At 62.5% G+C, this 26,336-nt stretch carries 26 protein-coding genes; 12 read left to right on the forward strand and 14 right to left on the reverse strand.

Annotated features, from left to right (window positions below; all coding sequences use genetic code 11):
* The first annotated feature begins 179 nt into the window (after window positions 1-179).
* The gene (locus CIT31_RS25995) at window positions 180-1,106 is read left to right on the forward strand and encodes a manganese catalase family protein (RefSeq protein WP_095520936.1); all 927 of its coding nucleotides are present in this window, start codon (window positions 180-182) and stop codon (window positions 1,104-1,106) included.
* Between the two features lie 556 nt (window positions 1,107-1,662).
* Here the strand turns inward: CIT31_RS25995 and CIT31_RS26000 are convergent.
* The gene (locus tag CIT31_RS26000) at window positions 1,663-2,745 is read right to left on the reverse strand and encodes a sensor histidine kinase (RefSeq protein ID WP_095520937.1); all 1,083 of its coding nucleotides are present in this window, start codon (window positions 2,743-2,745) and stop codon (window positions 1,663-1,665) included.
* A gap of 547 nt (window positions 2,746-3,292) precedes the next feature.
* A complete protein-coding gene (locus CIT31_RS26010; RefSeq protein WP_165778554.1) occupies window positions 3,293-5,290 on the reverse strand; it encodes an AI-2E family transporter in 1,998 nt (665 codons plus the stop codon).
* Between the two features lie 244 nt (window positions 5,291-5,534).
* Here CIT31_RS26010 and CIT31_RS26015 point away from each other — a divergent pair, with 244 nt between their 5' ends.
* The 3 genes from CIT31_RS26015 to CIT31_RS26025 all read left to right on the forward strand — a co-directional run bounded on the left by CIT31_RS26015 (window position 5,535) and on the right by CIT31_RS26025 (window position 8,349).
* On the forward strand, window positions 5,535-6,605 hold the full coding sequence (locus tag CIT31_RS26015; RefSeq protein WP_095520939.1) for a sensor histidine kinase: 1,071 nt from the start codon (window positions 5,535-5,537) through the stop codon (window positions 6,603-6,605).
* A 324-nt stretch (window positions 6,606-6,929) separates the two neighbouring features.
* On the forward strand, window positions 6,930-7,991 hold the full coding sequence (locus CIT31_RS26020) for an HWE histidine kinase domain-containing protein (protein WP_206073415.1): 1,062 nt from the start codon (window positions 6,930-6,932) through the stop codon (window positions 7,989-7,991).
* A complete protein-coding gene (locus tag CIT31_RS26025; RefSeq protein ID WP_095520940.1) occupies window positions 7,984-8,349 on the forward strand; it encodes a response regulator in 366 nt (121 codons plus the stop codon). The genes CIT31_RS26020 and CIT31_RS26025 overlap by 8 nt, the downstream gene beginning before the upstream one ends.
* A 1,107-nt stretch (window positions 8,350-9,456) precedes the next feature.
* Here CIT31_RS26025 and CIT31_RS34430 read toward each other — a convergent pair.
* Both CIT31_RS34430 and CIT31_RS26030 read right to left on the reverse strand, forming a co-directional pair.
* Window positions 9,457-9,630 (reverse strand): hypothetical protein, encoded by a 174-nt coding sequence (locus CIT31_RS34430; RefSeq protein WP_165778555.1) that lies wholly within the window; start codon window positions 9,628-9,630, stop codon window positions 9,457-9,459.
* Window positions 9,631-9,754: 124 nt separating this feature from the next.
* Complete coding sequence (locus CIT31_RS26030) at window positions 9,755-10,690, reverse strand: hypothetical protein (RefSeq protein ID WP_095520941.1); 936 nt, start codon at window positions 10,688-10,690, stop codon at window positions 9,755-9,757.
* A gap of 319 nt (window positions 10,691-11,009) precedes the next feature.
* On the opposite strand from CIT31_RS26030, the gene CIT31_RS26035 reads away from it, so the two are divergent.
* Together CIT31_RS26035 and CIT31_RS26040 are read left to right on the forward strand one after the other, a co-directional pair.
* Entirely contained in the window at window positions 11,010-11,267 is a 258-nt protein-coding gene (locus CIT31_RS26035) for a hypothetical protein (RefSeq protein ID WP_095520942.1), read from the forward strand.
* Window positions 11,268-11,439: 172 nt separating this feature from the next.
* Window positions 11,440-11,670, forward strand: coding sequence for a hypothetical protein (locus tag CIT31_RS26040; protein WP_095520943.1), 231 nt, complete (start codon window positions 11,440-11,442; stop codon window positions 11,668-11,670).
* A gap of 130 nt (window positions 11,671-11,800) precedes the next feature.
* On the opposite strand, the gene CIT31_RS26045 is transcribed toward CIT31_RS26040, so the two are convergent.
* Entirely contained in the window at window positions 11,801-12,154 is a 354-nt protein-coding gene (locus CIT31_RS26045) for a cupin domain-containing protein (protein ID WP_095520944.1), read from the reverse strand.
* Window positions 12,155-12,507: 353 nt separating this feature from the next.
* On the opposite strand from CIT31_RS26045, the gene CIT31_RS26050 reads away from it, so the two are divergent.
* Together CIT31_RS26050 and CIT31_RS26055 are read left to right on the forward strand one after the other, a co-directional pair.
* A complete protein-coding gene (locus CIT31_RS26050) occupies window positions 12,508-12,870 on the forward strand; it encodes an SPW repeat protein (protein ID WP_029351215.1) in 363 nt (120 codons plus the stop codon).
* Window positions 12,871-13,175: 305 nt separating this feature from the next.
* Window positions 13,176-15,140, forward strand: a complete 1,965-nt coding sequence (locus CIT31_RS26055; protein ID WP_095520945.1) for an acyltransferase family protein — start codon at window positions 13,176-13,178, stop codon at window positions 15,138-15,140.
* A 30-nt stretch (window positions 15,141-15,170) separates the two neighbouring features.
* On the opposite strand, the gene CIT31_RS26060 is transcribed toward CIT31_RS26055, so the two are convergent.
* The 5 genes from CIT31_RS26060 to msuE are packed head-to-tail and all read right to left on the reverse strand — an operon-like array spanning window position 15,171 to window position 19,847.
* Window positions 15,171-15,932, reverse strand: coding sequence for an ABC transporter ATP-binding protein (locus tag CIT31_RS26060; protein ID WP_095520946.1), 762 nt, complete (start codon window positions 15,930-15,932; stop codon window positions 15,171-15,173).
* Window positions 15,933-15,948: 16 nt separating this feature from the next.
* Entirely contained in the window at window positions 15,949-16,947 is a 999-nt protein-coding gene (locus tag CIT31_RS26065; protein ID WP_095520947.1) for an ABC transporter substrate-binding protein, read from the reverse strand.
* A gap of 57 nt (window positions 16,948-17,004) precedes the next feature.
* The gene (locus CIT31_RS26070; RefSeq protein ID WP_065008646.1) at window positions 17,005-17,853 is read right to left on the reverse strand and encodes an ABC transporter permease; all 849 of its coding nucleotides are present in this window, start codon (window positions 17,851-17,853) and stop codon (window positions 17,005-17,007) included.
* A gap of 25 nt (window positions 17,854-17,878) precedes the next feature.
* On the reverse strand, window positions 17,879-19,243 hold the full coding sequence (locus CIT31_RS26075) for an LLM class flavin-dependent oxidoreductase (RefSeq protein ID WP_095520948.1): 1,365 nt from the start codon (window positions 19,241-19,243) through the stop codon (window positions 17,879-17,881).
* Between the two features lie 52 nt (window positions 19,244-19,295).
* Complete coding sequence (gene msuE / locus CIT31_RS26080; protein ID WP_095520949.1) at window positions 19,296-19,847, reverse strand: FMN reductase; 552 nt, start codon at window positions 19,845-19,847, stop codon at window positions 19,296-19,298.
* Between the two features lie 233 nt (window positions 19,848-20,080).
* On the opposite strand from msuE, the gene CIT31_RS26085 reads away from it, so the two are divergent.
* Both CIT31_RS26085 and CIT31_RS26095 read left to right on the forward strand, forming a co-directional pair.
* Window positions 20,081-20,677 carry a DUF922 domain-containing Zn-dependent protease gene (locus tag CIT31_RS26085; RefSeq protein WP_065008643.1) on the forward strand — a complete coding sequence of 199 codons (597 nt, stop codon included), beginning with the start codon at window positions 20,081-20,083 and terminating at the stop codon, window positions 20,675-20,677.
* A gap of 316 nt (window positions 20,678-20,993) precedes the next feature.
* Window positions 20,994-21,308, forward strand: coding sequence for an endonuclease domain-containing protein (locus CIT31_RS26095; RefSeq protein WP_245316473.1), 315 nt, complete (start codon window positions 20,994-20,996; stop codon window positions 21,306-21,308).
* Between the two features lie 58 nt (window positions 21,309-21,366).
* On the opposite strand, the gene epmA is transcribed toward CIT31_RS26095, so the two are convergent.
* The gene (gene epmA, locus CIT31_RS26100; RefSeq protein ID WP_095520951.1) at window positions 21,367-22,410 is read right to left on the reverse strand and encodes an EF-P lysine aminoacylase EpmA; all 1,044 of its coding nucleotides are present in this window, start codon (window positions 22,408-22,410) and stop codon (window positions 21,367-21,369) included.
* A gap of 129 nt (window positions 22,411-22,539) precedes the next feature.
* On the opposite strand from epmA, the gene efp reads away from it, so the two are divergent.
* Window positions 22,540-23,106 carry an elongation factor P gene (gene efp / locus CIT31_RS26105; protein ID WP_095520952.1) on the forward strand — a complete coding sequence of 189 codons (567 nt, stop codon included), beginning with the start codon at window positions 22,540-22,542 and terminating at the stop codon, window positions 23,104-23,106.
* Between the two features lie 547 nt (window positions 23,107-23,653).
* Here efp and CIT31_RS26110 read toward each other — a convergent pair.
* The 3 genes from CIT31_RS26110 to CIT31_RS26120 form a co-directional block, all read right to left on the reverse strand.
* Window positions 23,654-23,920, reverse strand: a complete 267-nt coding sequence (locus CIT31_RS26110; protein WP_065008641.1) for a hypothetical protein — start codon at window positions 23,918-23,920, stop codon at window positions 23,654-23,656.
* 136 nt (window positions 23,921-24,056) lie between these two features.
* Entirely contained in the window at window positions 24,057-24,665 is a 609-nt protein-coding gene (locus tag CIT31_RS26115) for a DUF6456 domain-containing protein (protein ID WP_095520953.1), read from the reverse strand.
* Window positions 24,666-24,749: 84 nt separating this feature from the next.
* Window positions 24,750-25,139, reverse strand: coding sequence for a hypothetical protein (locus tag CIT31_RS26120; RefSeq protein ID WP_342586958.1), 390 nt, complete (start codon window positions 25,137-25,139; stop codon window positions 24,750-24,752).
* 458 nt (window positions 25,140-25,597) lie between these two features.
* Here CIT31_RS26120 and CIT31_RS26130 point away from each other — a divergent pair, with 458 nt between their 5' ends.
* Window positions 25,598-26,293: an XRE family transcriptional regulator gene (locus CIT31_RS26130; protein ID WP_165778556.1), complete on the forward strand. Its 696-nt coding sequence runs from the start codon at window positions 25,598-25,600 to the stop codon at window positions 26,291-26,293.
* Window positions 26,294-26,336 lie beyond the last annotated feature (43 nt).

Below are 26,336 nucleotides of genomic sequence, written 5' to 3' on the forward strand. Positions count from 1 at the left end.
CTTCGCCCGTTCGAGGTGTAACAAGCTTCGCCGCGTTGGGCCAGCAGCTCATGATCGGCGTAGTGCCGCGAATTCCGTGGCTGTCGGACTCGGCGACGCGAAACGGGGGAAATTCATAAGTCGACGGAACATCTTTCGATCACTCCTGTTGGTCGGCAGGCATCTAACAGGAGAACGACATGTTTTTGCGAGTTGACAAACTTCAGATCGAACTGCCTCCCCCCGCACAACAGGATCCGAACGCCGCAGCAGCGCTGCAGGAGCTGCTCGGCGGTAAATATGGTGAAATGTCCACGCTCGGAAACTACCTGTTTCAGAGCTTCAACTTCCGCTCAAAGAGCAAGCTAAGGCCATTTTACAGCTTGGTCGCGGCCATAACGGCCGAGGAACTTGGGCACGTCGAGCTCGTCAGCAACGGCGTGGCAATGCTGAATAACGGACCGGACTCCCTTCCCGGCGACATGATTGGGCCCACCGACATCAGTGACACTCCGTTTGAAATCATGAAGGATATGCGCTTGGCGGCTGGATTTTTGTCGCATGGGGGCGGCGCTGTTCCCATCGACAGCAATGGGCTTAGCTGGAACAAGGATTTTGTCACAACGACGGGCAATGTGATTTTCGATCTGCTCCACAATTTCCATCTCGAATGCGGAGCGCGGCTTCACAAGCTCAGAGTGTATGAGACAGTTTCCGATCCCACCGGGCGTGAGGTCTGTGGGTATCTCTTAGTCCGAGGGTCGGTTCACGCGCACGCTTACGCCTTGGCGCTGAAACATCTAACGGGGGTGGAAATCGAAAAGATGCTGCCGACACCAAACATCCCACTGGGCAATATTCCAGAGTGCCAGAAGTATCTCGATGAAGGCTCACATCGCCGCCTTTATACGTTTAGCCCGCAAGACTATGCGGAGATAGCGAGCATCTGGGGAAGCGGGGAAATGGCGCTTCCCGACGACCCGCCCGGCGAGTTGGAGGTGGTCGAAGGCATGCCGGATGGCGGCAAGATTCAGGAGCTAGTCGGCGAGCCTTCAGCGTTTACGCCTGACTACGCTCCAGAGGAGATGTTCGAGATCGCCACAAAGCTTTACAAGGCGTCGCGGTAACAGATTGGAAATCGATCGAGGCCCGTCGTGCTGCAAGGTGCGGCGGATCTTTTGCATTGGGCGCTGATCTTCACTGGGGCGAAAGCCGATCACACAGATGAGTGGATGAGTATCTGAAGTTGGAGGTGTTACTGGACATGACGAGATTGCTATCGGTCGGGCGATAGCAACACTTGTTCAGACTGCTACCTTCGGCGTGGCGGCCAACAGTTACGCTGCCCATTGCAACCGCAATTTCGACGAAGTGGCGGTTACTGCGGCGAACGACAAAAGCGGCGGGCTTTATATCTTTGAGTATCGACAGCAGCCGGCTGGTTCCTCCATCCAAGATGCCAAGCTTCCACGCCGCTCGGAGGAAGCAATTCGATGTGCGATCGACGTCGTGGCCGACTCCGGCACTGACGATCATCCGGCTGGCTTGTGCGCGTGCGGGGCGAAAACTGCGAATTGCTCTGCGCCATTGATGCCCACGAAACGGAGGCGGCTCGGCAGGCAAGGCTATGACGGCACCTTAATCGGGTGGCCGCGACATAAAAGTTCCGCCCTCTGGCAATTGTCAGCTTGCTGCCGCCGATCGCGTGAAGACGATGGTGACCTTCGTCCCTTCGCCGGGGCTCGAGGCGACGTTGAACTGTGCCTTGGCGTTCTCGGTCAGCGAGCGCGCGATCAGCGCGCCGAGCTTGCCGGGCTTGGGCCATGTCTCCCCTTCCGGCAGGCCGATCCCGTCGTCCGCAACTATGACCAGGCAGCCGTCGCCATCGGCGATGCTGTGCAGCTTTATCGTCCCGCCTTCACGCCCTTGAAAGGCATGCTTGAGTGCATTTGTGAGCAATTCGTTCACGACCAATCCCGTTGGCATGGCGACGTTGATCGACACCGGATAGGTATCCACCTTCATGTCGAGGCGGATCCCCTCAACTGCATGCGACCCCATCACCGCGGACGCGATCTGGCTAAGATAAACGCCGAGATCGACATCATCCTTCTGCTCGTCTGCCGATAGCGTCTGGTAGAGGATCGCCAGAGCGTCGACGCGCCCGGCGAGCCTCTCAAACCTTTTCTGGTCGGGCTCGGTCGCGTTACGGGTTTCCAGACGGATCAATGCGGTGATCATCTGTAAGTTGTTCTTCACCCGGTGCTGCAGTTCGCGCAGCAGGGTGTCCTTCTCGCGGACGCGCTCCTCCACCAAGCGCGCTTCTTCAGTTTCGCCATGGGATGAGACGTCGACCAGAGCCACCAGTCGGAAGCAGTTCGTGCCGTTGTCGTCCACGATGATGTTTGAATAAACGTCGACAAGAGCCGGGTTGTCCCCGACGCGCTCCAGCCGGAAGGTGCCGACGAAATCGGTTTCCTCGACCAAGGCCTCGGGCAGAGGCCGGCCCTTCTGCTGGTGGATGCCAATGCCGGAAAGTGCTCCCCAGTTTTGCCGGGTAAGCTCGGCTGCCTTCAGGCCTGACACTTTTTCGAATTCTGGATTAGCATAGACGACGCGCTCCTTCGCGCCCAAATCCGACACGGCGATAGCGATCGGAACCTGGTCAAGGAATTTTTTGAACTGCTCGCTTTCCAGCGCGGTGGCAAGGTCAGGCGTATCGAGCAATTGCTCAACTGCCTCGGCCTTGTCTGAATCTGATGTCATCTTGGTCGCCTGTGCTTTGCGTGGGAGCCTCAGTCTCAGTCATGCACTTCGCTCGACACCGCCAACGCTGGAAGCGGCTGCGCGATATCAGGAGTAGGACGAGCCCGCGTCACGGAGCGGCAGAGCCATCGGCAACACAGGCCGTCTTGCTGAGAGTTCAGTTCAACCTTGCGTCACTTTGCACGGCCGCGACCTTTTTTCCAACAGCGTTGTGACAAAATCCCGTCCCTGCCAATCGAAATTGACGATCTGCACGTCGCCGTAACTGCCGACAGACCGGCGCACGTCGAGGCGACCTTGAGCACAAAGCGCCGAATCACGACGAGTTTGGGTATCGCGAAATCGGCAACTAATGCCACCTCTGATCCTTCAAGCAGGATGCGCGGTTTGTCGCGAGTCTCGGAGTGGCAGAGTTCGCCTTCGAGCCATTTTTCGTGAAGAAGCTGCCCTGCCAGGAGCATCCGGCGCGATCGCGGACGCTCTGATCGCCGTTGAATGCGCCGAGAGATGATTATGAGGCCCGCGCTCTCGCCGCCCTGTTCCGCGCTCATTTTGCAGCGGCAAGCGGCGCTTTCTTGGCAGGGCGCGGCCGGCGGCGCATGCGGCGCTTGGCAGCGACCTTCAGCGCAACCGGCGGATCGCTCGACAACCCGCCCAGAACGGCTTCGACCATGCCATGCGCGACAAAATCGGCGTTGATGTCATTGGCCAATTTGACGGCTGCCTCTTTGTCGTCGCCGCCCTCCGACCAGAACACGATGCCTACCCGCAGCGCCGACTTGGCACGTTTCAGCCGACGAACCAGGAAACGGGCGTGCTTGACGGAGTCGCGGTTCAGGAATCCGACCACAACGGTGTCGACAGCGTCGAGTTCGAGCCGGCGAATGCTCGCCGGATCCATATCGGCAAAGCTCGCCTTCGAGACCGTCGCCCCCTGGATTTCGAGCACCTGCGCCAGCATGGCGGCGGCGGCATCATCAAGTTCCCCGCGGCCGCCGGCACACAGCACCGACATGTCGGTGCCATCCGGCAACTCGATGTCGTTCTCGTCCTCGTCCTCCCCCTGAGGCTCCTTGTCCTTGCGCGAGCCAGGCTCCTCGGCCGCAGCCGGATCATTGTCCTCCTCTGCTTCCTCCCGTGCGCTATCGTCGAGGTTCGCCACCAGCGTCTGCGCACTGGCCGCCACCTGTCGTCTTTGCTCATCGCCCATGACACCCCGCACCCGATCCTGTTCGCCGAGCAGAAGTGCGGGAATGGCGACCTTGTCATAGAATTCGAACAGATATCTTTCCTCCAGGATCTCCTCGGCGTGATCTGTGGCTTCCTCTGGATCACCGGCCAACAGCCGTTGGTAGAGCCGAGCATGCGGTTCGAGCACCGGTTCGTTGCCGAACAGAACGTCGAGGAATTCGAACTGCGGCACGTGCCTGCCGAGCACGACGAGACAGACAGTGAGCGGCGTCGACAGAACCAGGCCCAGCGGACCCCAGAGCCAGGTCCAGAAGATCGCCGCAACGATGATGGCCAATGGTGAAAGCCCGGTTCGTGAACCGTAGAGCCAAGGTTCGACGATGTTGCCGGTGATCATTTCCATGACCACGAACAGCCCGGCGGTCCACAGCACGAGCGACCAGCCGGGCGCCACGGCAAGCGCCAGGAACAGAGGCAGCAGCGCACCAATGATAGGGCCGATATAGGGAACAAAGCGCAGCGCCAGTGCCAGCAATCCCCACAGCAGTGCATTCGGTATGCCCAGGACCCAAAGCCCTGCTGTAATCGGTATGGCATAAAGGATATTCACGACCAATTGCATGAGAAGATACCGGCCGACGCGCTTGCCGGCATCCTGGAGCGCCTCGGTGGTTCGATGAAGGTCGCCATAGCCGACGAGGCGTATGAAACGATCGCGCAGGTCCTCGCGCTCGAGCAGCATGAAGATGACGACGACGATGATCAGACCGGCCGATGCCAGCGGGCTGATCAGCGGGCCGATCAGGTTCTGGAGAACCTGGAGCGGCCTTTCGCGCGCGATGATCTCGACAGGCACCGGCTCGCGCCGCGGCTGATCCGCGGCGGGCTGTGAGGCTTCCTGCCTGTCGAGTTCCTGGCCAACGCGTTCGATCACCTCGCCCAGCCTGGCGATGATGCCGCCGCCGACGCCGGTCTCCTTCAGGGATCGGATCTTGGTCAGGATATTTGACTGGTAAAGCGGGATGTTCTGCGCCAGTTCGCTGACCTGCGTGGCGACAATGAAGGAGAACAGCGCAAGGACCGTGAATGCGCCCACAACACTGGTGATGACGGCCGGAAGGCGGGGAATGCCGACTCGCTTGAGTGCGGAAACCATGGGTGCAAGCGCAAAGGTAAGCAGCAGAGCGATTGCGATCGGCAGGAAAACCTCGCGCCCGAAATACAGGGCCGCAACCGCCGCCACGACGGTCGCGACTGTGGGCAGTGACATGCGCGGGAGGGCCATGGCACCGGAAACAATCCCCACCAGCCCGGGCTCCGACGGGTGCATGCCGTTTCGACGATTGGCCGCCACTTGATGCCTCCACCCTGCCAATCACCATGATCGGGCATATTGAGCCGGCGCGCAACTTCGCTTCCTTCACGCCTTCACACCGGAGGCCAGACGGCGAGCAGCAGGGGGCGCGCTTCGCCAACCGGCTGCTCACTCCACAAGGGCAGAGGCAGGCCGGTGTTCAGCTGATTCATTTCGCGACATCGGCCCGGCAACAGTATATAGGCCCTCAAGAGGGGCAAAATCCCCAGATCGGCTGCAAGCCTTGTTTTATCCAATTGCCAATATCGAAGATGTGCAGACGCTGGCCCAGGCCATCGTCAACACGATCGCTGAGCCCTTCCTCGTGCTTGACGAGAAGTTTCGCGTGCTGGAGGCCAGCCGCTCCTTCTACCAGACCTTCAAGGTCGACCCCGAGCAGACGCGCGGCTCGCTGCTCTATGCGCTCGGCGACGGCCAGTGGGACATTCCGGCACTGCGCCTGCTCCTGGAGACGATCATCCCCGAGAAGACCGCCATGGACGGCTTTGAGGTCGAGCATGATTTCCCGAATATCGGCCCGCGAACAATGCTGCTCAACGCCCGAAAGGTTCTCTACGACCACAGTTCAGCCGTGACCATCCTGCTCGCCTTCAACGACATCACGGCCCGCCGTGCCATCGAGAGGGAAAAGGAAGAGCTTCTCGGCCGCACCGAAGACCTGCTGCGGCAAAAGGATGTGCTGCTGCGCGAAATGGAGCACCGGGTCGCCAACAGCCTGCAGATTATCGCCAGCATCCTTTTGTTGAAGGCCCGCTCCGTCACATCGGAGGAAACTCGTCAGCATTTGAAGGATGCCCATCAGCGGGTCCTGTCGGTCGCCGAAGTGCAGCGCCACCTCCACACCTCGACCGGCGTCGAAGAGATCGACGTCGTGTCCTATTTGTCGAAGCTGTGCAGCAGCCTGGCCGTCTCGATGGTTGGTGAAGACCAGCCGATCGCGGTCAACGTCACGGCACAAGGCGGTAGGATAGACTCGCAGAAGGCGGTGAGCCTCGGCCTCATCGTCACCGAGCTCGTTCTCAACGCGATCAAATATGCGTTTCCGATGGAGAAGGCCAACGCGCTGATCCAGGTGTCTTACGAAACCGACGGCGACGACTGGAAGCTGACGGTCTCGGACAACGGCACCGGGAAAGCCGCCGGCGAGCCTTCGAGCGCGGGGCTGGGGACAGCCATCGTCGAGGCGCTGGTCAAGCAGCTGGAGGCCAAGATCGAGGTCATCAGCGACACCAAGGGCACCAGCGTGTCGGTGACCAGGGCGACGTTCACCTCGCGCATACCGCGGGCAGCGTAGCGTGCCGGCGCCGCTCGGTGCAAGGTCGCCCAATTTGGGAAACTCGCCGCGATTGACGCGGTCCCAGCGGTCAGGGAACGCCGGCTCCAGCCAATCGTTCCAGCGAGTCGTGATCAAGATCGAGATGACGCAGCAAGCCGCAACCCGGCGACGGAATGACTCGCTAACCGACTGTCGGAAGCGTACAAAGCAGGGTCGTCAGCCTGTGTATGAACGCTGGCGATCGAAGAGTCGATCACACTTCGGTCCCGTAGCAAGCTATCAAAGAAGCCTTGGAAAGAACGGCGCGTTGCCATGAGCTAACGGGCGGGATTGATCTTCAACATGTCCAGCATAGTCGACAAGTCCGAAGAGCAGAAGGGCGCCGAAGCCGAAGTCGAGGGCTTTCACAACGACCTTGGCCCGTTCGTGGTTGCCGCCGAGACAACGCGAATGGCTATGGTTTTCACCGATGCAAAGGAACCCGGCAATCCCATTATTTTCGCCAATGACGCCTTCCTCGCCTTGACCGGATACGCCAGGGAAGAAGTCCTGGGTCAGCCCTTCAATTTCCTGATGGCGGACGGCACCGACGTCAGCACGCTGAAACGCATCCGGGTCGAGTTCGAAGCCAGTTCGGCGGCGGGTGCGGCGGGTACGGAAATACTTTACAGGCGCAAGGATGGCAGCGAATTCTGCGCGGCCCTTTTCGCCAGTCCTGTCCACGACAAGAGTGGCGCCATCGTCCAGTACTTTACCTCCTTCGTCGATCTGACCAAACACAAGGAGGAGCAGGCGCAATCGCGGATGCTCATCGACGAACTGAACCATCGCGTGAAGAATACGCTTGCAACGGTGCAGTCGATTGTCTGGCAGGCATCGCGAGCGAATTCCGATCCAAAGGTGATCCGCGAGGCCGTCGAGTCCCGGCTGTTTGCACTCTCCCGGTCGCACAACCTGCTGACGCGCGAAAATTGGCATAGCGCCGGGCTGCTCGATGTACTCCACGATGCCCTGGAACCGTTCGGCGTTACCGACGGGCGGGCGGAGCGCCTGGTGATTGCCGGCGAGAACATCCGCCTTACAACCAAGGCGGCCTTGGCGCTAGGCATCGCGTTCAACGAACTCGCGACCAATGCGGTGAAATACGGTGCGTTTTCCAATGGCAAGGGCTCTATCCGGATCGACTGGACGACCGAGCCAATGTCGGAGGGCCGCCGACTTATCCTTTCCTGGCGAGAGAAGGACGGGCCGTTGGTTGCGCCACCGTTGCGACAGGGGTTCGGCTCGCGCGTGATCGAGCGCGGCTTGACCCACGAGCTCGAAGGCACTGTGCAACTCGACTATCGCCCGGACGGGTTGATCTGCACGATGAACATTCCGGTACCGGGAATTCGCGATGGATAAACTGCTTTCTGGCCGCCGTCTCCTCGTTGTCGAAGACGAAATTCTGGTCCTGATGATGATCGAGGACATGCTGGGCGATCTTGGATGCGAGTCCGTCACCTCAGCCGCCACGATCGCACAGGCGATCGCCCTGATCGAAGCCAAGATTTTCGATGCCGCCATGCTGGACATGAATCTGGACGGCGACGACAGCAATACCGTGGCCGACGCGCTTGCCGAGCGCGGTGTGCCCTTCATCTATTCGACCGGCAACAGCGGTCGCGACATGCGCGAAGGCTTCAGCAACCGTGCCGTCCTTCGCAAACCGTTCAGCTTTGACGAGCTGGCCACCAAGCTCGAAAGCCTTCTTTCTCATTGATCGATGAAGTGTCGAACCAAGAGCGAAGCGGCTGTGCTTGATCCGTCCATTGGAACAAGAACGCTTGCGGAACGTTGGTTGAGGTTACAGACGCAACTCACCCAGTGCTCAGGGCAAGAGCGGCGAACGGCGAGCACCGCCGGGCGCGCTCATAGGAGACGAACATGGATATCACCACAATACTGGTCATCGTTCTTATTGTTTTACTGCTAGGCGGCGGCGGCTTTTACGGCCGTGGACGCTGGTATTAAAACGGCATCGAAACCACTGACTTGGCCCTGAGCGCCGGCCCACCCTAGTCCCCATAGCTGCACGTCAGGATCGGCGCTTGTTTTCGCACCCGAAAAAGGCGGGTGGACATGCCGATCAATCGCAAGATCCGAGAAGGCCCTCATTTTCACGCCTTCCGAGGTAGGGCTTTTTGGACGCGTGTTCGAACGGGCGAAGCGAAAAGGTGATTCTGAAGCTCATCGAGAAGCACTGGCGTCATCGAATCGTCGCCAACTTCATGGCCGGAATCACGGACGAGGCGAACTTCTGGCGTCGTCGCGGCAGCCGCTTGTCGTTTCGATACATCATCCCAGCCAAGTCAAGAGTTCACGCACCGGCAGCAATATCTCCGGATACTGCCCCGTAGATCCGATCGGCCTGCGTCCTCGCAGCGGACTCGGGCGGACCTGCACTTCTTCAAAATCCCGAAGCCGGAGAAGGCCGAGATCCTGACAGCCTTCGCCGCCCACAAAGACGAGGTTACGCCGGCTAGGTCGCAAAGGGGGCTGAAACGCAAGATAGTCCAGCTTGTCGAATTACTCTGCTTCGATTGGAACCAACCCTTCGCCAATGTGTTAATTGACATACTGAACGCCCCGAGCGTTCGGTCGTTAAAGAGCCCGCTTCCCGACCCCCCTCCGGAATGCGGGTTTTTTTGCGTCTTCCGCCCGATAAGTCATTTGACATAAACGCTGGGCGCTACCCGCCCATAGGTCCTACCGAACGCTGCGGTCCGGAAATGTCTCGATCTTGATCTGGTAAAACAGATGGCTGCCGCAGTGACCGACGTCGCCCGGATTGAGCGAGCCGGTCCCCCACCAATTGGCGTGCTGCCGATCAGGCAAGCTGGTCGATACGCCGGATGGCCTGGACCGCCTCTGCTTCGGCGACGCCGATCAGCGCATCGATGGCCTGGATCGTCTCGATGTGACCACGGGCTGCCACCGTCCTGCGCAGGGCGTGCAGATCATCTCGAATGATGCAGAGCGTGGTTCGGACCGTGAGGGACATGGGCTGCTTTCCTCGACACAACCGCTGAACATGGCGATAGGTTCCGCCTTTCGGTGTGGCGTCGCGCCTGCTTTGGTGCGGCCCCCCACAGTGATGGACGACACCGGCGGGCGCGTTGCTGTGGTCAGGCCTGGCCCGACTGACGCAGCCAATGGCGGTCGAACACGTCGAGAATGGACCGGAATTCGGCCGGCGGGATCTGGTTGGCGCCGCCGTCGCTGTCTCCGGCGAGGAATTGCGCCAACTGCCCGTCCACCGCTTCCGTCTGCTCGATGGACAGGCCAAGCGATGCCAAATCCCTGGCGATCGACCCGTCGGACGGCAGATATCCGCCCCATGTCTCAGGGGCCGGATTGCGCAAGCGGATCATCAGGATCCTGGTGAGGGACGGCTGCGGCTCCGGGCCGATGATGGAGGTGCCGCACAGATAGCCGCCAAGCACGCTTCCGGGCCGCGAGTGCGGAAACAGGCAGAAGAAGAATTGGGCTTCGCCGCTGGTTTCCTTCAGATGCGCATAAAGGCCGCGTTTTGCCGGCGTCATCGGCCCGCCGAGCAGCAGCTGCCCGGTCGGCAATGCCTCGCGATAGGCGGCAGTCAGGCGGTGCGCCCCCGGCCCAGCTTCTATCGACAGGCTGCCCCTGATCAACTGGCCGCGATAATAGGGCGACAAGGCGCGCGAATAACATGCATAGGTTCCGACAAGGGCCAATCCAAGGCTTCGCTCCTCATGCCCGGATGCCGTCTCGAACTGCGCACCGGCGCGGCGTTCCAGTTCGGCCCTCTCGATACCGTGGCGGGCGCAGATCGCCGCCGTAAAACCTGGCAGGTCGCTCTCGGCGATCCAGGCGCCGGGCTGCTCCAGCTTGAGAAGCTTCGACCAATCGTCGTAGACGCTGAGCTCGCGTGGCTGGGCGCGGCCCTGCAGCCATTTGTCGGCACGGCCGAGATCGAACGCCGTCTTCGGGTTGACGCCTCGGAACGCCGCCGCCAAATCCTTGCGAGCGACGGTTCCCAGCAGGGCCGCAGTCAACCGTAGTTTCTGCGCGATATGCTGTGCCATCCCACCCGCCCCTTTATGCCACCGCGAGGCATAACATGTGCCAGCACTTGCTCCCACCGCATTCATTGCGGGCCGGACGTCTCCTAAAGTCCCATATTCCAGGAAATCCGCAGAATTCCACGCCGCTCCACGCGCCTACCCTTTTCGCCCTGCCGGGCGGCACTAAGGTCGCGCAGGGCAAGGGCAAGTTATGAAACTCACGCTATCTAGGCTTGAATACCAATCCCCTTCCTCAGTCATTTGAACGACGGCGAAGCCAAGCTCTCGCAACCAGCACAAACCAGCGTAGATGCCGCCGCAACAAGGAAGGAATAATTCGATGTCCCGGACTCCCAAAATCCCCTTCACTGCCGTTGCGGCTGGATCCGCCGCACTGCTGCTGCTGACCTTCGGGCCGGATGGACCGTCGCGTGCTGCTGCCGGCTCGCGCGCGGCAGCGACATATGGCAAGGCGGCTTCTGCGTCGCCGGCCATCGAGCCGACGCGCATTGAAGTCGACGGCGGCGCGCACGTGGTACGCTTTTACATCGACGGCAAGCAGGTCGCCCTGCTAGACTCGACCGGCTTCAAGGATTGAACTTACGGTCGGCGCGGCTGCGTAAGCCTAACTCGCGCCGATTCCTTGCAGCCGCGCTTTTTCACAAGCCATATTCCAGGAATTCCGGAGAATTCCACGCCATTCCACACAGCGCCGGTGTTCGGGCCGGCGGCTGGGGTTAACCTTACGTTAACCATTGAGGGACGCCGCCATGAAACTTGCCCTGTCTGCACTTCTCGCCGTGCTCGCACTTTCGCAAACCGTGGAGGCTAAAACGAAAGTCGTTGCGACAGATGCGAAAGCGGCCACAGCCGAGAAAACCCGGCCGCCGCTCGACAAAAAGGCCACCGGCGGGATCAACGCCTCGTCCGATACGATGGCGGCGCCGGCCGACAAAAATGCGTCCAGTCCGTATCCGCCGGCGATCTATTTCGATTTCTAATGGGGGGACTCTATCCTTTTATTTCGACCGCACCACGCTTGCGGTGGCCGGGATCGACAGGCCCTGGGATCGACAGGCCCCGGGATCAATAGACGCGGCGCGGCAAGCCGCGATAGGTTCGCCTCCGGCCTCAGCCGACCCTGACGACGAAATGCTTCGTCACCGGCTCGATGATCTTCCACGTTCCCTTGAAATCGGCCTCGACCACGAAGGCATCGCCGGGACCGACGTCGACGGGCGCGCCGCCATCGGGCGTGATGACGATGCGGCCTGATATCATGTGCACGAATTCATAGTCGCTGTAGGTCGCGTGATAGGTGCCGGGAGTAGCCTGCCATGTTCCCGACATGACCTTGCCGTCCTCTGTGGTGTGCTGGACGGCGGTCTTCATGGTTGGGTTGCCGTCGACCACGACCCAGCCCGCGAGATCGCCCGCCTCGGCGTTTTCGACTGCGCCGAATTTGAGGATGGTCTTCTCTGTCATGGTCGGGCTCCGTTTGGAACTGTGCCGGCATTGGCTGCCGGTCAATAGCCGAAGCACCTGACATGAGCAACGCGGGCCCGCCCGTATTATCAGCAGCAATGGCACGGTTTGCCACGTGCCGCTACGCTTGACGTTGCCCTCATCCTCCCGAGCAGCCGAAGCCTCCGGGAACCGGCGCTTCTGAATTGCGCAGGCGGGTGGCAGACGCGGCATCGCCGCGGTACGGAACCGACGCCAGGGCCGGCCCTCCGGGGCCACTCCTTGAAAGCCGTCGAAAGTACGATATATCAATGACTAAGCGTGCGTTGCACGCGACGTAGTGCTTTGGTCAAGCTTCATCTATGGAGGTTGTCATGGCAAACAATCTGATGGAAGGAAAGAAGGCCCAGGATTGGATCAATCTGATCCTTGCGGCGTGCCTGTTCATCTCACCTTGGGTCATCGGCTTCGCTGCTGAAACCGCTCCTGCGTGGAACGCCTGGATTGCCGCAGTCGTGCTCGGCGCCCTGGCCCTCGCGGCGCTTTCGGTATTCGCCGAATGGGAAGAGTGGGTGAACCTTGTCGTCGGGCTCTGGCTGATCGCCTCGCCCTGGCTGCTCGGCTTCGTGGCGAACGCCAACGCGATGGCGACCCATGTTGTCCTCGGCGTGCTGGTGGTTGCGGCATCGGCCTGGGCGGTCTGGGACTCTCGTCATCATCCGCCAGCGCATGCGTGATGGTGACGACCAAGGGGAGGAGCCCGGCGCGCGAGCGGCGAGCTCCTTCTAAGCCTGAGATCGGTACGCGGGCCCGCTAGCCGGGCCAATTGTCTTCCTTGTGCTCAAAAAACACCCCGCCGCGCCGGGTGCATATGGCAGCGTCGCCGCGGCGCCTCCTGGTCGAGCCGCCGACGAGCACACCCCTGCACTCCGCCAACTCCACTCATGTTGCACTGCGTTAGATTTGTTGCATTGCAATATCAGTACATCGCGTCGAGTCTTCGCAACGGGTGGCTTTTTCAACGACCACACGAGGTTTTGCCGTGTCAGCATCGTTTCGGCCTGATATCGAAGGGCTGCGTGCACTGGCGGTGTCGGGCGTCGTCGCGTTCCATTTCGGTCTGTCGGACCTGCCGGGCGGCTTCACCGGCGTCGACATCTTCTTCGTCATCTCCGGCTATCTGATCACCGGCCAGCTGCTGCGGGAAATGGCCGAGGACGGCAGGCTGAACCTGTGGCGGTTCTACGCAAGACGCGCCCGGCGCCTGCTGCCGGCCTCGCTGTTCGTCATCTTCGCCACGCTGGTCGCGGGTTACTTCATCCTGTCGCCGGACGAACAGGCGCTCTATTCGAAAGGCGCCATGTTCGCCTCGGCCTATGCGATCAATTTATGGCTGATCCGCTGGTCGTTCGACTATTTCGCCCCCGATGCGGCGAACAACCCCTTCATCCACTTCTGGTCGCTCTCCGTCGAGGAGCAGTTCTACCTCGTATGGCCGGCGCTGCTTCTGCTGGCGGCATGGCTGCGCCCGGGCAAGCGCACGGCGATCCTGGTGATCGGCCTCGCCGCCGCGGTGTCGTTCGCCGTCTGCGCCTGGCTCACCACCGTGGCGCAGCCCTGGGCCTTCTATTTCTCGCCGCTCAGGGCCTGGGAATTCGCCGCCGGCGGCCTGGCGACGATGGCGCCGGCAAAATTCTGGCGCGAGCGCCCGCAACTGGGCGCAGCACTGGCATGGCTTGGCCTGGCGCTGATCGCCGGGGCCTATCTGACCTTCAGCGAACAGGCCACCCCCTTCCCCGGCGTCGCGGCGGTGGTGCCGGTGGCCGGCACCGTGCTGCTGCTGCTCAGCGGCTCCGGCAATGTCCAAAGTGGGCTTAGCGCCATGCTGGCGCTGCCGCCCTTGCAATGGGTGGGGAAACTTTCCTACTCGCTTTATCTCTGGCACTGGCCGGTCATTGTCTATGCGACGATGATGGTTCCCGACCTCTCCTGGCCCGGGCGGCTTGCCTGCGCAGCATTGACGCTGGCGCTGTCGATCCTCACCTATAGTTTCATCGAGAACCCGATCCGCCGCAACGTCTGGCTGATGGCGAACGCGGCGCGTGCGCTTATTCCCGCCGCAATGCTGACCGGCGCCGGCGTGGTGGCAACTTACGCCAATGCGCGCCTTGCCGTGCACGATCTCGACCCCTCACAACGCATCATTGCCGAAACTGCCGCACAGCCCTCCACCGCGCGCGCCAAGGACGGCTGCGTTCTCGACTACGAAACCGTCACGCCGAAGCCCTGCGTGTTCGGCGCCAAGAATGCCGAGCACTCGATCGCGCTGTTCGGCGATTCGCATGCCGACCACTGGTCGACGCCGCTGATCGAGGCGGCGAAGAAGAACAACTACAAGGTCGTCACCTGGCTCAAATCCGCCTGCCGGGCGTCGCGGCTGACGGTCTGGAGCTCGAAGCTGAAGCGCGACTACACCGAGTGCGATCGATGGCGCGAGCGATCGATCAAGGAGATCATCGCCCTGCGCCCGAGCCTGGTGGTGGTCTCGGAGATCTCGCTGACAAGCTCGCGCAAATTGTCGCCCGACGTGAAGGTATCCGAAAGCCAGGACCGGGACTGGCAGGCCGGCCTGCGTGCAACGCTGGAAGCGTTCAGCCAGGCCGGGCTGAAAGTCGCCTTCATCCGCGATGTCCCGTTCAACGGCATGTTCGCCGACACGTGCGTGGCCCGCGCGCTGTGGCGGGGACAGACGCCGTCGGTATGTGATGCGCCGCGAACCGACGCCGCCAACGAAGCCGTGGCCGCGGTGGAGCGCGACATCGTGCGCACTGTCCCCAACGCGACCTATATCGACATGACCGACCGGTTCTGCGACGCCAAGACCTGCCATGTCTTCATCGATGGCAAGCTGGCCTACCGCGATCGCCACCACTTGGCGACGCCCTTTGCGCAAACGCTGGAGCCGCCCGTCGAGCGCGCGCTGTTTTCGTCGGGGGCGGCGAAATAAGGCAGCGCAGGACGTGCCTGTCACCGCGTCTCAGTGCAAGCCAAACTCGCGCAGCAGTTCTTCGCGATAGCGCACGAACCGGCCTTCGCTGGGATCGCGGGGGCGCGGCAGTTCAACCTCGACCAGCCGCGCTGTGCCGCCCTTCTCCCTGGGCAGGATCAGCACCCTGTCCGCGAGATAGATCGCTTCTTCCAGATCATGGGTGACCATGACCACGGTGACGTTCTCCTCGCTCCAGATGCGCGCCAGTTCCTCTTGCATGCCGATCTTGGTCATGGCGTCGAGCGCGCCCAGCGGCTCATCGAGCAGCAGGATTTCAGGCTGCACGGTCAAGGCCCGGGCGATGCCGACGCGCTGCGCCATGCCGCCCGAAAGCTGCCTGGGATAGGCATCGCTGAATTCGGCAAGACCAACGAGCTCGGTATAGAAGCGGGCCTTGTCCTCGGCCTCCGCCTTGGGCACGCCCCGCACTTCGAGGCCAAAGGCGACGTTGCCGAGCACCGTCAGCCAGGGCAGCAGGCGCGGTTCCTGGAAGATCACCGCGCGTTCAGCGCCGACGCCATGGACCGGCTTGCCGTCGATCGCGACACCGCCACTGTCGGAGGCCTCCAGCCCGGCAAGAATGCGCAGCAGCGTGGTCTTGCCCGATCCGCTGGCGCCGACAATGACGAGACATTCGCCGGAGCGGATATCGAGGTTGAGAGCCCTCAGCACGGCAAGCGGACGCCCGCCGAGGCTGAAGGATTTGGACAGGTCGCGGATGGTGACCTCGCCGCCGCCTGTGGTAGCCATGGCGCCCGTCTCCCGGTCAGTTGGTTTTCGTTTCGCCGCGCCGGTAAAGGATATCAGCGGCTTTCAGCCTGCCCTTGGGCAGGCGGCCGTCGCGCTCGAGCACGCTAACCCAGAAGTCGATGTCGCGGTCGTCAGCCTTGGCCCCTTCGCGCAGGCCGAAGCCGGTCCAGTAGCGTGCCAGCTCGCCATTTTCGCCGCGCTTGTCGAGGATGTCCGCGAGCACCTTGCGCGCCTCGTCCGGGTTCTGGCGCGACCAGTCGGCGGCGCGGGCCGACTGTTCGACGAAATTGCGGGCGCCATCCGGATGCGCCGTGATGAAGTCGCGCCGCAGGACGATGAAGCCTCCGGCCAGTTCGCCCAGCACGTCGGTGTCGTTGAACACACCCCGCACGCCGCCCTTGTCCACCAGCGCGCCGGCAAACGTCGCCTGCCAATAGCCCAGTGCTGCGATATCGACTTGGCGCGACCGCAGGGTCTGTTCAAGCTGCGGCCCGGGCACCACGACGAGCTTGGCCGCATCCGGCGGCAGGCCGACCCCGTGCAGCGCCTCGCGCACGGTGTAGTCGAGATGGGCACCAAGCGTGTTGACCGCAATGGTCTTGCCGGCGACGTCGGCAATCGATTTGATCGGACTGTCTTCCAGCACGTAGAAGACGCTGTGCACTTGCCTGTTGATGCCGTTGCTTGGATAGGCGGCGACGAAGTCGTTGCCTCCGAAGATCGAATTGATCACCGCAGCGGTTGCGGCCGAGCCGAGATCGACGCTGCCGGAGGCGAGCGCGAACAGCGATTCCGGGCCGCCGCCCGAGTAGCCGACATTCTCCAGCTTGACGCCGAGGTCGTTGAAATAGCCGAGCTCGTCCGCCAGCTCATGCGGCGAGATGCTGCCGCGGCTGGCGAGGTAGCGAAACGTGACCGGCGCAGCTTGCGCAGCGGCAAAGCGAGGCAGGCCGGTGGCGATGACGCCGGCGGCAAAGGGAGCGCCCGCAAGCAGGGAACGGCGAGTGATTGGCATGGTCCGGTCTTTCCTGTTGGAGGATGGTGCCTGTTGGAGAGGATGGTGAAAGGCTGGTCAGTCGATGGGATTGCTCCAGCGGCAAAGCCGCCGCTGAAGGCTGACCAGCGCCTGGTTGGCGATCAGGCCGAGGCCGGCGAGGATGACGATCGCCGCAAACATCAGCGGGATCTGGAAGTTGTACTGCGCGTTCATCACCTGGAAGCCGATGCCCCTGTTGGCGCCGATCATTTCGGAGGCGATCAGCAGCAAGAGCGCCGTGGTCGCACTCAGCCTTAAGCCCACGAAGATCGACGGGACGGCCCCCGGAAGCACGACCCGGCGAAACGCGGTGAGCCGCGTGGCGCCATAGACCCGGGCCATTTCGAGCAGTTTCGGATCGACTTGCTTGACGCCGCTGATGGTGTTGAGCAGCAGCGGAAACAGCGTCGCCCAGAAGATGACGAAGACCTTTGAGGCCTCCCCCAGCCCGAGCAGCAGGATGAACACCGGGTAGAGGGCCAGCGCAGAAGTCTGTCGAAAAACCTGCAGGATCGGATCAAGCGCGGTTTCGACGGCGCGCACCTGGCCCATGAACAGACCGAGCGGGATGGCAACCGCCACCGCCGCTGCGAAGGCGAGGCCGGCGCGCTGCAGGCTGATGGCGATGTCGCCAAGCAAGGTGCCGCCGACCAGACCATTCCACAATGCGGAGACGATCGTGTCGATCGGCGGCAGCACCGCGGCGTTGACCCATCCCGCGCTGCTCGAGACCTGCCAGATCGCGAGGAAGGCGATCAGGATGCCGTAACGGGACAGGAAGCGGACGACAGCCCGGTTGGCCAGGCGCGGAAGATCGGCGCCGAGGCTAGTTCTGCCGTCATGTGCGGCGATCGTGACCGGCCGCTCGATGTGTTGCAAACTCATCGTCTTGCCCTTTGCTTCAGAGAATTTATTCGGCGGCCAGCACCTTCGAGCGCGCTGCGGTCCAGGGGTTTTCCGGCCGCCTGAGGCCGAGATTCTCGCGCAGCGTCCTGCCTTCGTAGGCGGTGCGGAACAGGCCGCGGCGCTGCAGCTCGGGGATCACCAGGTCGACGAAGTCATCGAGCGCCCCGGGCAACCAGGGCGGCAGGATGTTGAAGCCGTCGGCGGCCTCGTTGCCGAACCATTCCTCCAGCTGATCGGCGACCTGCACCGCGCTGCCGATGACAGTGTAGTGGCCGCGGGCCGTCGCCACCCACTGGTAGAGCTGGCGGATGGTGAAGTTGTGCTCGTCGGCGATCTGGCGGATCAGCGCCTGGCGGCTCTTCATGCCTTCGGTTTCCTTGCTCGGCGGCAGCGGTCCGTCGAGCGGATAACCCCTGATGTCGAGCGTCTGGCCGGCCAACCCGTTGAGCAGGGCCACGCCATCCTCGGGCAGTATCAGATCGTTTAGCTGCCGGTACTTGGCGCGGGCTTCCTCTTCGGTGCGGCCGACGAAGGGTGCTACGCCCGGCATGATCAGCACCTGTCTGGGATCGCGGCCGACTGCCGCCACGCGCGCCTTGATGTCGCGGTAGAAGTCTTGCGCCGAGGCTAGATTCTGATGGGCGGTGAAGATGACTTCAGCCGATTGGGCGGCGAGCTTGCGGCCGTCCTCCGACTGCCCGGCCTGCACCACCACCGGGTGGCCCTGCACCGGGCGCGGCACATTGAGCGGACCTTTGACACTGAAATGCGGGCCCTTGTGGTCGATGTCGTGAAGCTTGTCCTTATCGTAGAAGCGCCCCGACTTCTTGTCGCGGATGAAGGCATCATCTTCCCAGCTATCCCACAGCGCCTTGACCGTCTCGACATGCTCATGCGCGCGGGCATAGCGCTCGGCGTGGGCAGGCTGCGTCTCGCGATTGAAATTGCGCGCGGTTTCGTCGCCCGCCGAGGTCACGACATTCCAGCCCGCCCGGCCATTCGACAGAAGATCGAGCGAGGCGAACTTGCGGGCGAGCGTATACGGCTCCTCATAGGTGGTGGAGGCGGTGGCGATGAAGCCCAGATGTGTGGTGAGCGGCGCCAATGCGGCAAACAGCGTCACCGGCTCGAACCCGGCGATCTTTGCATTGCCGCCTTCGCGGGCGCCGAGGCCGACGGTCAGATTGTCGGCGAGGAAATAGGCATCGAACAGGCCGCGTTCGGCGGTAAGCGCGAGCTGCCTGTGGAACTCGAAATTCGTCGCGCCGTCCGCCGGCGCGTCAGGGTGGCGCCAGGCTGCGATATGCTGTCCGCCACCGGGCAGGAAAGCACCAAGCTTGATCTGCCTGGACTTGCTGGGTCTGGTCATTGCGGGTTCCTTCAGACTGTGCGGAAAAGGATTGAGGGTCACTGGCCGGTGTTCAAGCGGCAAGACCGACGCTGCGTGGCACCGCCCGGCAAGCCTCGGCGACCGCTTGCCTGGCGCGAGCATGGATGGCTTCGGACACCAGCACGCCGTTGGCGAAGTCCTTGTCGGAGGCGTAAATCGCGGTCGGCAGGGTCAGCGCCTCGAAGAAGCCGAACAGCGGCCGCAGCTGATGTTCGACCACCAGCGAATGACGATCGCCGCCGCCGGTCGCAGCAAGGATGACCGGCTTTCCCCTCAGGGATGACGGGTCGAGCAGGTCGAAGAAATGCTTGAACAGCCCGGTGTAGCTGCCTTTGAAGGTCGGCGAGCCAACCACCAGGATATCGGCCCCCAGCAATCGCTCGACGATGTTTCTGGCCAACGGATCCAGATCGCCAATGCGCTTTGCCAGCGGGAAGGACTGACCGAGATCCTCTAGGTCGAAAACGGTCGAGGCTGCACCGGTGCTGCTCGCCACCTCCGCGACGATGTGGCTGATAAACGCCTTGGTCTTCGACGGACGGGTCAGGTTGCCTGACAGCCCCACCACTAGCTTTTTCGACATTTGGGCTCCTCGCAAAGCGCATGTGTGGCTTAACTCTAGTAAGCTATAGAGATTAGTGAGAAAGAAGATTTCAAAACGGGCCCGCCAAGCGGATTGAGTTTGCGGCGCATCGCCGTCGATTGGTTCTTTCGACGCGAATGCGAACGCCGAGTTTGGCAAGGGCGCCTTGACCGCATTCCTGCCACGCGTTGATGATCTCAAGCGCACCAAAGCCATCGGCCCGGGGGATTCGCATGAAAACAGTCGTTCTGAAGTCTCTGCTCCTGGCCTGTTTGTTGGCATCGCCGGCGCAGGCGGGATGGAAGCCGGTCGAGAAGGTCGAGACCTACGCCGTTTCAGGGCAGACCGGTCCCCAGCTCCATGCCTCGATGGGCGAGCGGGGGCCGATGATCGGCAAAAGCAAGGTCCGCGCCATGGCCTACACCAATTTCAAGCTGACCTGGGTCAGGGACTATCAGCGACAAGGCAATGCCTGCGTGCTGGTATCGGCGCGGCCGAAGCTCATCATAACCTACACCTTGCCCAAAACGTCCGGGCCGGTGCCGGCCGCCGTGCAGAAAAGTTGGGACGTTTTTGCCGCCGGCCTCGCCGCCCACGAAAAGGTGCATGGCGACATCATCGTCGATATGGTCCGCAAGATCGAGACGGCCACCATCGGCCTGTCCGTCCCCGACGATCCCGGGTGCGAAAAGATCAGGACCGAAATGACCAGGCGGCTCGCCGAACTCTCCCAGGCACAGCGGCAGGCAAGCCGCGATTTCGACCGGGTAGAATTCGCCCCGCGCGGCAATCTGCAGCAACTCATCGTAGCTTTGCTAATGGGGCGGTAGGAAATGTGAAGTCCCACCGGGAGGAGAAGCAGTGAGGATGGAGCTCGAAATCAAGGCAAGGTTGGCGGGACAGCGCCCCCTCTGTCCTGCCGGACATCTCCCCACTTGGTGGGAGATCGGCCGTCATCTTTGATTTCGCCAAATCGCCAACCTCGTAAAAGAGGCGCTGTTGGCGGAACTGCCAATCTCCCCACTTGTGGGGGAGATGTCCGGCAGGACAGAGGGGCGCGCCGTAGAGCGCCAATCTCAAAAGCAACCGAGCACTGACAATGCCTCACACGCGGTTGCCCCACGAAATCGCGCCAATGCCAAGTCGATGCGCAAAGTCATGACCGACGCCGAATTGAAGCTCTGGAATGAGCTTCGCGCGCAGCAGCTGATGGGGCTCGGGTTCCGGAGACAATTTCCGATCGCTGGTTACATCGTCGACTTTGCTTGCCCGGAAAAGGAAATTGTCGTCGAAGTCGATGGTTCGCAGCATGCCGATGCCAATGAAGGCGATGAGGCGAGGACAAAGCGTCTGGAACAAGACGGCTGGACCATCCTGCGCTTCTGGAACGATGACGTCATTCGTGACATTGACAACGTCTGCCAGCATATCGTCATCGAGGCCGGGCTGGACAGGCGCTGATCTTTTCCCTTGGCATAGCGGCAGAGTCCGCCTCAGCCAACTCGCTACCGCGCTCCCCTCACCCCGCCACCGGCGTCCACATCACATCCTCAACCCGCATCGCCCCAGTTGCCAGCATCACCAGCCGGTCGAAGCCGAGTGCGGCGCCGCTTGCCTGCGGCATGATTGCGAGTGCGGCGAGGAAATCCTCGTCGATCGGATAGCGTTCGCCATAGACGCGCTCCTTCTCGTCCATCTCGAGGATGAAGCGCCGGCGCTGCTCGACGGCGTCGGTCAGCTCGCCGAAGGCGTTGGCCAGCTCGACGCCGCAGCAATAGAGCTCGAAGCGCTCGGCGACCCGCGGGTCATCCGCGCTCGGCCGGGCGAGCGCTGCCTCCGAAATCGGATAGCCGTAAAGAATGGTGGCGCGCCCCTGCCCCAGCGCCGGCTCGATTTTTTCCACCATTACCCGGCTGAACAGATCGGCCCAATTGTCGTCCGGTGCGGTGCGTAGGCCCGCCTTGACCAGAGCTGCGCGCAGCGCTTCGCGATCGGTGCTGCCGTCAGCGGCTACCGTGGCCAGCAGGTCGATGCCGGCATGGCGCGCAAAAGCCTCGGCAACGCTCAACCGTTCCGGCTCGGCGAACGGATCGGCCTCGCGGCCGCGAAAGGCGAAACGTTTTGTGCCGGCCCGCTCGGCGGCCAGCGCGACAAGCCCGGCGCAATCCTCCATCAGGCGCTCATAGGTTTCATCTGCCCGGTACCATTCGAGCATTGTGAAGGACGGGTGGTGCAACGGGCCGCGCTCGCGGTTGCGATAGACGGCGCTCAGGCTGAAGATGCGCTTCTCGCCGGCGGTGAGCAGCTTCTTGCAGGCGAATTCCGGCGATGTGTGCAAATAGAGCGGCAGGTGCTGCCCGTCCGGCCCGATCGCCTCGGTGGCGAAGGCCGACAGATGCGCCTCGTTGCCGGGCGAGACCTGCAGCGCCGCCGTCTCCACCTCGACGAAGTCGCGGCGGGCAAACCAGTCGCGCAGGGCCGCAGTGATGGCATTGCGCAGGATCAGCCGCGGCCGCCGGTCGGCGTGAACATCAGGCGTCCACCAGGGCGAGGCGGCGGTCATGACCGGCGGATTTGCATGGAGGACTGGCGATTGTCGCCAAGATGCGCTAGGCCGCACCGAACGGCTCCCGCAGCCGATTTGCGCCAGTCGGCGCTCCCATGCCAGTCAACGCTCTTAGGAATAAAGCCCGTGAAGGTCATCGCCAGTTCCCTACGCAAAGGCAATGTCGTCGAAAAGGACGGCAAGCTCTATGTGATCCTCTTTGCCGAAAACATCCATCCGGGCAAGGGCACGCCGGTGACCCAGCTCGACATGCGCCGCATCTCCGATGGAGTGAAGGTTTCGGAGCGCTACCGCACCACCGAGCAGGTCGAGCGCGCCTATGTCGAGGAGCGCGAGCACACCTTCCTCTATCGCGATGGCGAGGGCTTCCATTTCATGAACCCGGAAAGCTACGACCAGATCGCGGTGTCGGAAAGCGTGGTCGGCGAAATGGCGCCCTATCTCACGGAAGGCATGGCGGTGCAGATCTCGCAGCACAATGGCATCGCCATCTCGCTGGTGTTGCCGCAGCGCGCCACCTTCGAGGTGGTCGAGACCGAGCCGGTGACCAAGGGCCAGACGGCATCCTCGTCCTACAAGCCGGCGACGCTGTCCAACGGCGTGCGCACGCTGGTTCCGCCGCACATCAGCGCTGGCACCCGCGTGGTGGTCATGACGGCCGACGGCGCGTACGTGGAACGCGCGAAGGATTGAGAGGTTGGGCAATGCGCGTCCAAGATGGCGCTGTCGCGATAGGCGCCCGTGATGAAATTTGGCGCCAGGCTGGCGACAGGTGTCGCGTGCCGGAAGCCGACTGGACGCGCGGCGGCTAATAGCGGGAGCAAATCGCGTACACAGCTGCCAGATATGTGAGTGCAATCGTGACGTAGGAGACCGCGAGTTCAGCCACGATCGAGGAGATTTGAAGCAGCGTCACCTGAAAACCCCTTGTTAACCCTAACTCGCTAATACGCCTTAATCCTGTCTCTTCGACGTAGAGGCGCAACCCACGATTGCCCCGTACCACGATGCGGGCCGGGAAGAGCCTTCTTCACTGGACAGTGTAGCGGGGATTCAGCCAAGGATAAGACCCGCTATCAGAACCGTAAGGATCATCGACAGCGGAACGGCAAGAAGGCAGCACGCCTCCAAAGTATTGATTTGCCAAGAGTTCATCGGGCGCTTCCCAGTTGGATTCCTGTCTAAACGGGCAAACCGGGACGGCAGTTCCACGAAAGATCTCCGGCGTCATCCACGCCGCTCATCGTGCCGATCGGCGCCAACCCTCATTCCCGGTCATCCAGCGAGCGCGCGCCAGATGCGTCGCCCAAGCCCGGAATGCCCGTTCCGGCTCCTGGTTCGGATCAATGTGCAGAACGGTGTAGGCGACCTCACGCCAATCGGCCCCGTCCGCCGAAGCATCGAGCAGCCGGATGTAAGTCAGCATGCAGTGCTCGTCATAGGCGGTCAGCACCGAAGACGTCGGCGCCACGTCTGCGAAATGAGGGTCTAGCGGTGGCTTTGGCATTGCGATCTACCAGCAATGGCGCACCGTAACAGGCCGTCGAGAAGCTCGCGCCCTTCAATTGGAGGACGCTGGCGGATCGAGGTTCGCCTCTAGCCTGATCACCCATTGGTTCGGCGTCCCGCCGTCCGTTCGCGCCCTACCCCCGCGGCCGCCGCATCAGCGTCATCCCGTAATGCACCGCCAACAAATCCAGCCCGACCTTGAGCAGTTTGGACACAACGTCCCGCGGCTCGCCCGTCTGTTCGGCGAGGCTCTTCACCGTTTCGCCATGGCAGCAGACTTTTTGTACCACGCCCGACACCTCCCAATGCGAAAGCGCCCTGGTGGCGTCGGCATAGGCGCGGCCGGCCGACAGGATGCGGTCGGCAACGCCGCCGCCGATGCGGCCGCCGTCGACGCGCTCGGTCAGCGCCATCGGCTTGACGCCGTCCTGGGCCGAGACGCGAAAATCCTCGCGGTAGCGCATACCCGCCTCGCGCTGCTGGCGCGACAGCGAGGTGATGCCGGTCAGCGGGTCGACGTTGCGCACCCGCACGATGCCGCCGGTCGAGGTGTGGCCGTCATTGGAAACCTCATAGATGCGCCTCGCCTCCTGCGTGCCGGTCGCCAGCCGCTTGCGGCCGAAGGCGTCGCCCTTCAGCGCGAAATCATGACCGACCTCCTTGCGGATGCGCACCTGCTCGGCCTCGCCCTTTGCCAGTTTGGGCGCCTTCGGCGCCTTGACCTTGGCGGTCTTCTTGCTCATGGACAGTCTCCTCGTTTGATTGGCTGCCTTCGCAGAACCTGGTTCCTCGCCCCACGTAGCGGGGCGAGGAACGCAAGACCCAGTTCACGCCGCATCCGCCAGAGCCGTAGGGCGATGGTCGCAGAGGCGCGCCGCGTGATAGGCGCAGTAGCTTTTCAGCGGCCGCGTGCGCAGGCCGCAGCACAGCATGTCCAGTGCCGGCCGGCTGCCGGGCGCGTCGTTCTCGGGATCTTCCTCCAGCGTCAGATCGAGCGGTGCGCGGCAGCGGTTGAACAGGCAGTCGATGAAACGCATGGCCGCGACGTGCGGCTGGCGCCCGGGGGCAACGGGGCGCGGCGCCGGCAGCTTGAAGGCCTCGCCGTCGGGCCCGTGGATCTCGCGCACGGTCTGGCGCTGCGGCAGCCAGACCGGCGGCGCCAGCCTGGCCGGCGTGCGGGCGATGCTTTGCAATTCTGTGTCGGTATAGGCGGGCATGGTGTTCTTCCATTGAAAGGGTTGCGTAGATGCCGAAGCTGCCCCTCTCCCCGTTCACAGGGGAGAAGGGAGATCACCACCGGCGGCCAAGCTTCGCCTCTGCCGCCTCGCGGGTGGCGCCGGAAACCGCCCTGCCCGTGCGCCGGTCGAAGACAATGACCGTGCCATCCTCGGTGCGGATGCGCGAACGGCCGGCGCGGCACTCGCGTAAGTTCGTGGCCGGAGCCGTGAGGGGAACGGCTCCGGCCGTTCCGGTCGCCTGCCATGACGGCAGGGCGACCGGAGCCGAGGCGCTAGCCTCGGGCTTCGTCCCGGCCGGGGAGGAGGACAGCCGGGACGGATGGGAAAACGAGATGGGGCAACGGGGCTTGTGCATGGCTGTATATAAGCATAACTTGCAAAGTTATGCAAGCTATTCTTTCATGGACGAAACCGATTCTTATGTTTCAGATGGCGCCATGGCGAAAACTTCGTTGTCGATCAAGGTCGGGGCGGCGATCCGCAAGGCGCGCAAGCAGCGTGGCCTGGTGATGCGCCACATTGCCGAGCACAACGACACCGATGTCGCCGCCGTCGGCAATTGGGAAACCGGCCGCAACCTGCCAAAAACCGAGAACCTTTTGAAGACCGCCGCCTTCCTGCGCGTCGACCCGGTGGCGCTCGGCAAGGGCGAGGTCGTCTTCCTCGACGACGCCGACAATGTCGCCGACGCCGAGATCGTCACCGACGCCGCCCCTCTGCCCGCCGGCCCGATGGACATCGAGCTTCTGGGTGCTGCGGTTGGCGGCGACGACGGCGACTTCACCTTCAACGGCGAGGTCGCCGGCTACGTCCAGCGCCCGCCCGGCATCGCCCATCTGCGCAAGGTGTTTGCGCTGCATGTGCTCTCCGACTCGATGGCGCCGCGCTACGAGCCCGGCGAGATGCTTTATTGCGGCGGCCGCGACGCCGTGCCAGGCGACCATGTGGTGATCGAGATGTTCCCCGAAGAAAACGAACGCAACGGCAAGGCCTTCATCAAGAAGCTTGTCAAGCGCACCGCTGCCGAGCTGGTCGTCGAGCAGTACAATCCGCCGAAGACGCTGACCTTCAACCGCTACGCGATCAAGGCCGTCTTCCGCGTCATCCCGCTCAAGGAACTGCTGGGGTATTAGGGGTGGCGGGTTCGCGCGCTCCCTTCTCCCCCTGTGGGAGAAG

Source organism: Mesorhizobium wenxiniae (assembly GCF_002284535.1).
In the GTDB taxonomy this organism is placed as follows: Bacteria; Pseudomonadota; Alphaproteobacteria; order Rhizobiales; family Rhizobiaceae; genus Mesorhizobium; species Mesorhizobium wenxiniae.

Excerpts from the sequence above, each read along its gene's own strand:
- CIT31_RS25995 (WP_095520936.1), top strand. The coding sequence starts at position 180 with ATGTTTTTGCGAGTTGACAAACTTCAGATCGAACTGCCTCCCCCCGCA.
- CIT31_RS26000 (WP_095520937.1), bottom strand. The coding sequence starts at position 2,745 with ATGACATCAGATTCAGACAAGGCCGAGGCAGTTGAGCAATTGCTCGAT.
- CIT31_RS26020 (WP_206073415.1), top strand. The coding sequence starts at position 6,930 with ATGTCCAGCATAGTCGACAAGTCCGAAGAGCAGAAGGGCGCCGAAGCC.
- CIT31_RS26025 (WP_095520940.1), top strand. The coding sequence starts at position 7,984 with ATGGATAAACTGCTTTCTGGCCGCCGTCTCCTCGTTGTCGAAGACGAA.
- CIT31_RS34430 (WP_165778555.1), bottom strand. The coding sequence starts at position 9,630 with ATGTCCCTCACGGTCCGAACCACGCTCTGCATCATTCGAGATGATCTG.
- CIT31_RS26030 (WP_095520941.1), bottom strand. The coding sequence starts at position 10,690 with ATGGCACAGCATATCGCGCAGAAACTACGGTTGACTGCGGCCCTGCTG.
- CIT31_RS26035 (WP_095520942.1), top strand. The coding sequence starts at position 11,010 with ATGTCCCGGACTCCCAAAATCCCCTTCACTGCCGTTGCGGCTGGATCC.
- CIT31_RS26040 (WP_095520943.1), top strand. The coding sequence starts at position 11,440 with ATGAAACTTGCCCTGTCTGCACTTCTCGCCGTGCTCGCACTTTCGCAA.
- CIT31_RS26045 (WP_095520944.1), bottom strand. The coding sequence starts at position 12,154 with ATGACAGAGAAGACCATCCTCAAATTCGGCGCAGTCGAAAACGCCGAG.
- CIT31_RS26050 (WP_029351215.1), top strand. The coding sequence starts at position 12,508 with ATGGCAAACAATCTGATGGAAGGAAAGAAGGCCCAGGATTGGATCAAT.
- CIT31_RS26060 (WP_095520946.1), bottom strand. The coding sequence starts at position 15,932 with ATGGCTACCACAGGCGGCGGCGAGGTCACCATCCGCGACCTGTCCAAA.
- CIT31_RS26065 (WP_095520947.1), bottom strand. The coding sequence starts at position 16,947 with ATGCCAATCACTCGCCGTTCCCTGCTTGCGGGCGCTCCCTTTGCCGCC.
- CIT31_RS26070 (WP_065008646.1), bottom strand. The coding sequence starts at position 17,853 with ATGAGTTTGCAACACATCGAGCGGCCGGTCACGATCGCCGCACATGAC.
- CIT31_RS26075 (WP_095520948.1), bottom strand. The coding sequence starts at position 19,243 with ATGACCAGACCCAGCAAGTCCAGGCAGATCAAGCTTGGTGCTTTCCTG.
- msuE (WP_095520949.1), bottom strand. The coding sequence starts at position 19,847 with ATGTCGAAAAAGCTAGTGGTGGGGCTGTCAGGCAACCTGACCCGTCCG.
- CIT31_RS26085 (WP_065008643.1), top strand. The coding sequence starts at position 20,081 with ATGAAAACAGTCGTTCTGAAGTCTCTGCTCCTGGCCTGTTTGTTGGCA.
- CIT31_RS26095 (WP_245316473.1), top strand. The coding sequence starts at position 20,994 with ATGCGCAAAGTCATGACCGACGCCGAATTGAAGCTCTGGAATGAGCTT.
- epmA (WP_095520951.1), bottom strand. The coding sequence starts at position 22,410 with ATGACCGCCGCCTCGCCCTGGTGGACGCCTGATGTTCACGCCGACCGG.
- CIT31_RS26110 (WP_065008641.1), bottom strand. The coding sequence starts at position 23,920 with ATGCCAAAGCCACCGCTAGACCCTCATTTCGCAGACGTGGCGCCGACG.
- CIT31_RS26115 (WP_095520953.1), bottom strand. The coding sequence starts at position 24,665 with ATGAGCAAGAAGACCGCCAAGGTCAAGGCGCCGAAGGCGCCCAAACTG.
- CIT31_RS26120 (WP_342586958.1), bottom strand. The coding sequence starts at position 25,139 with ATGCCCGCCTATACCGACACAGAATTGCAAAGCATCGCCCGCACGCCG.
- CIT31_RS26130 (WP_165778556.1), top strand. The coding sequence starts at position 25,598 with ATGGCGAAAACTTCGTTGTCGATCAAGGTCGGGGCGGCGATCCGCAAG.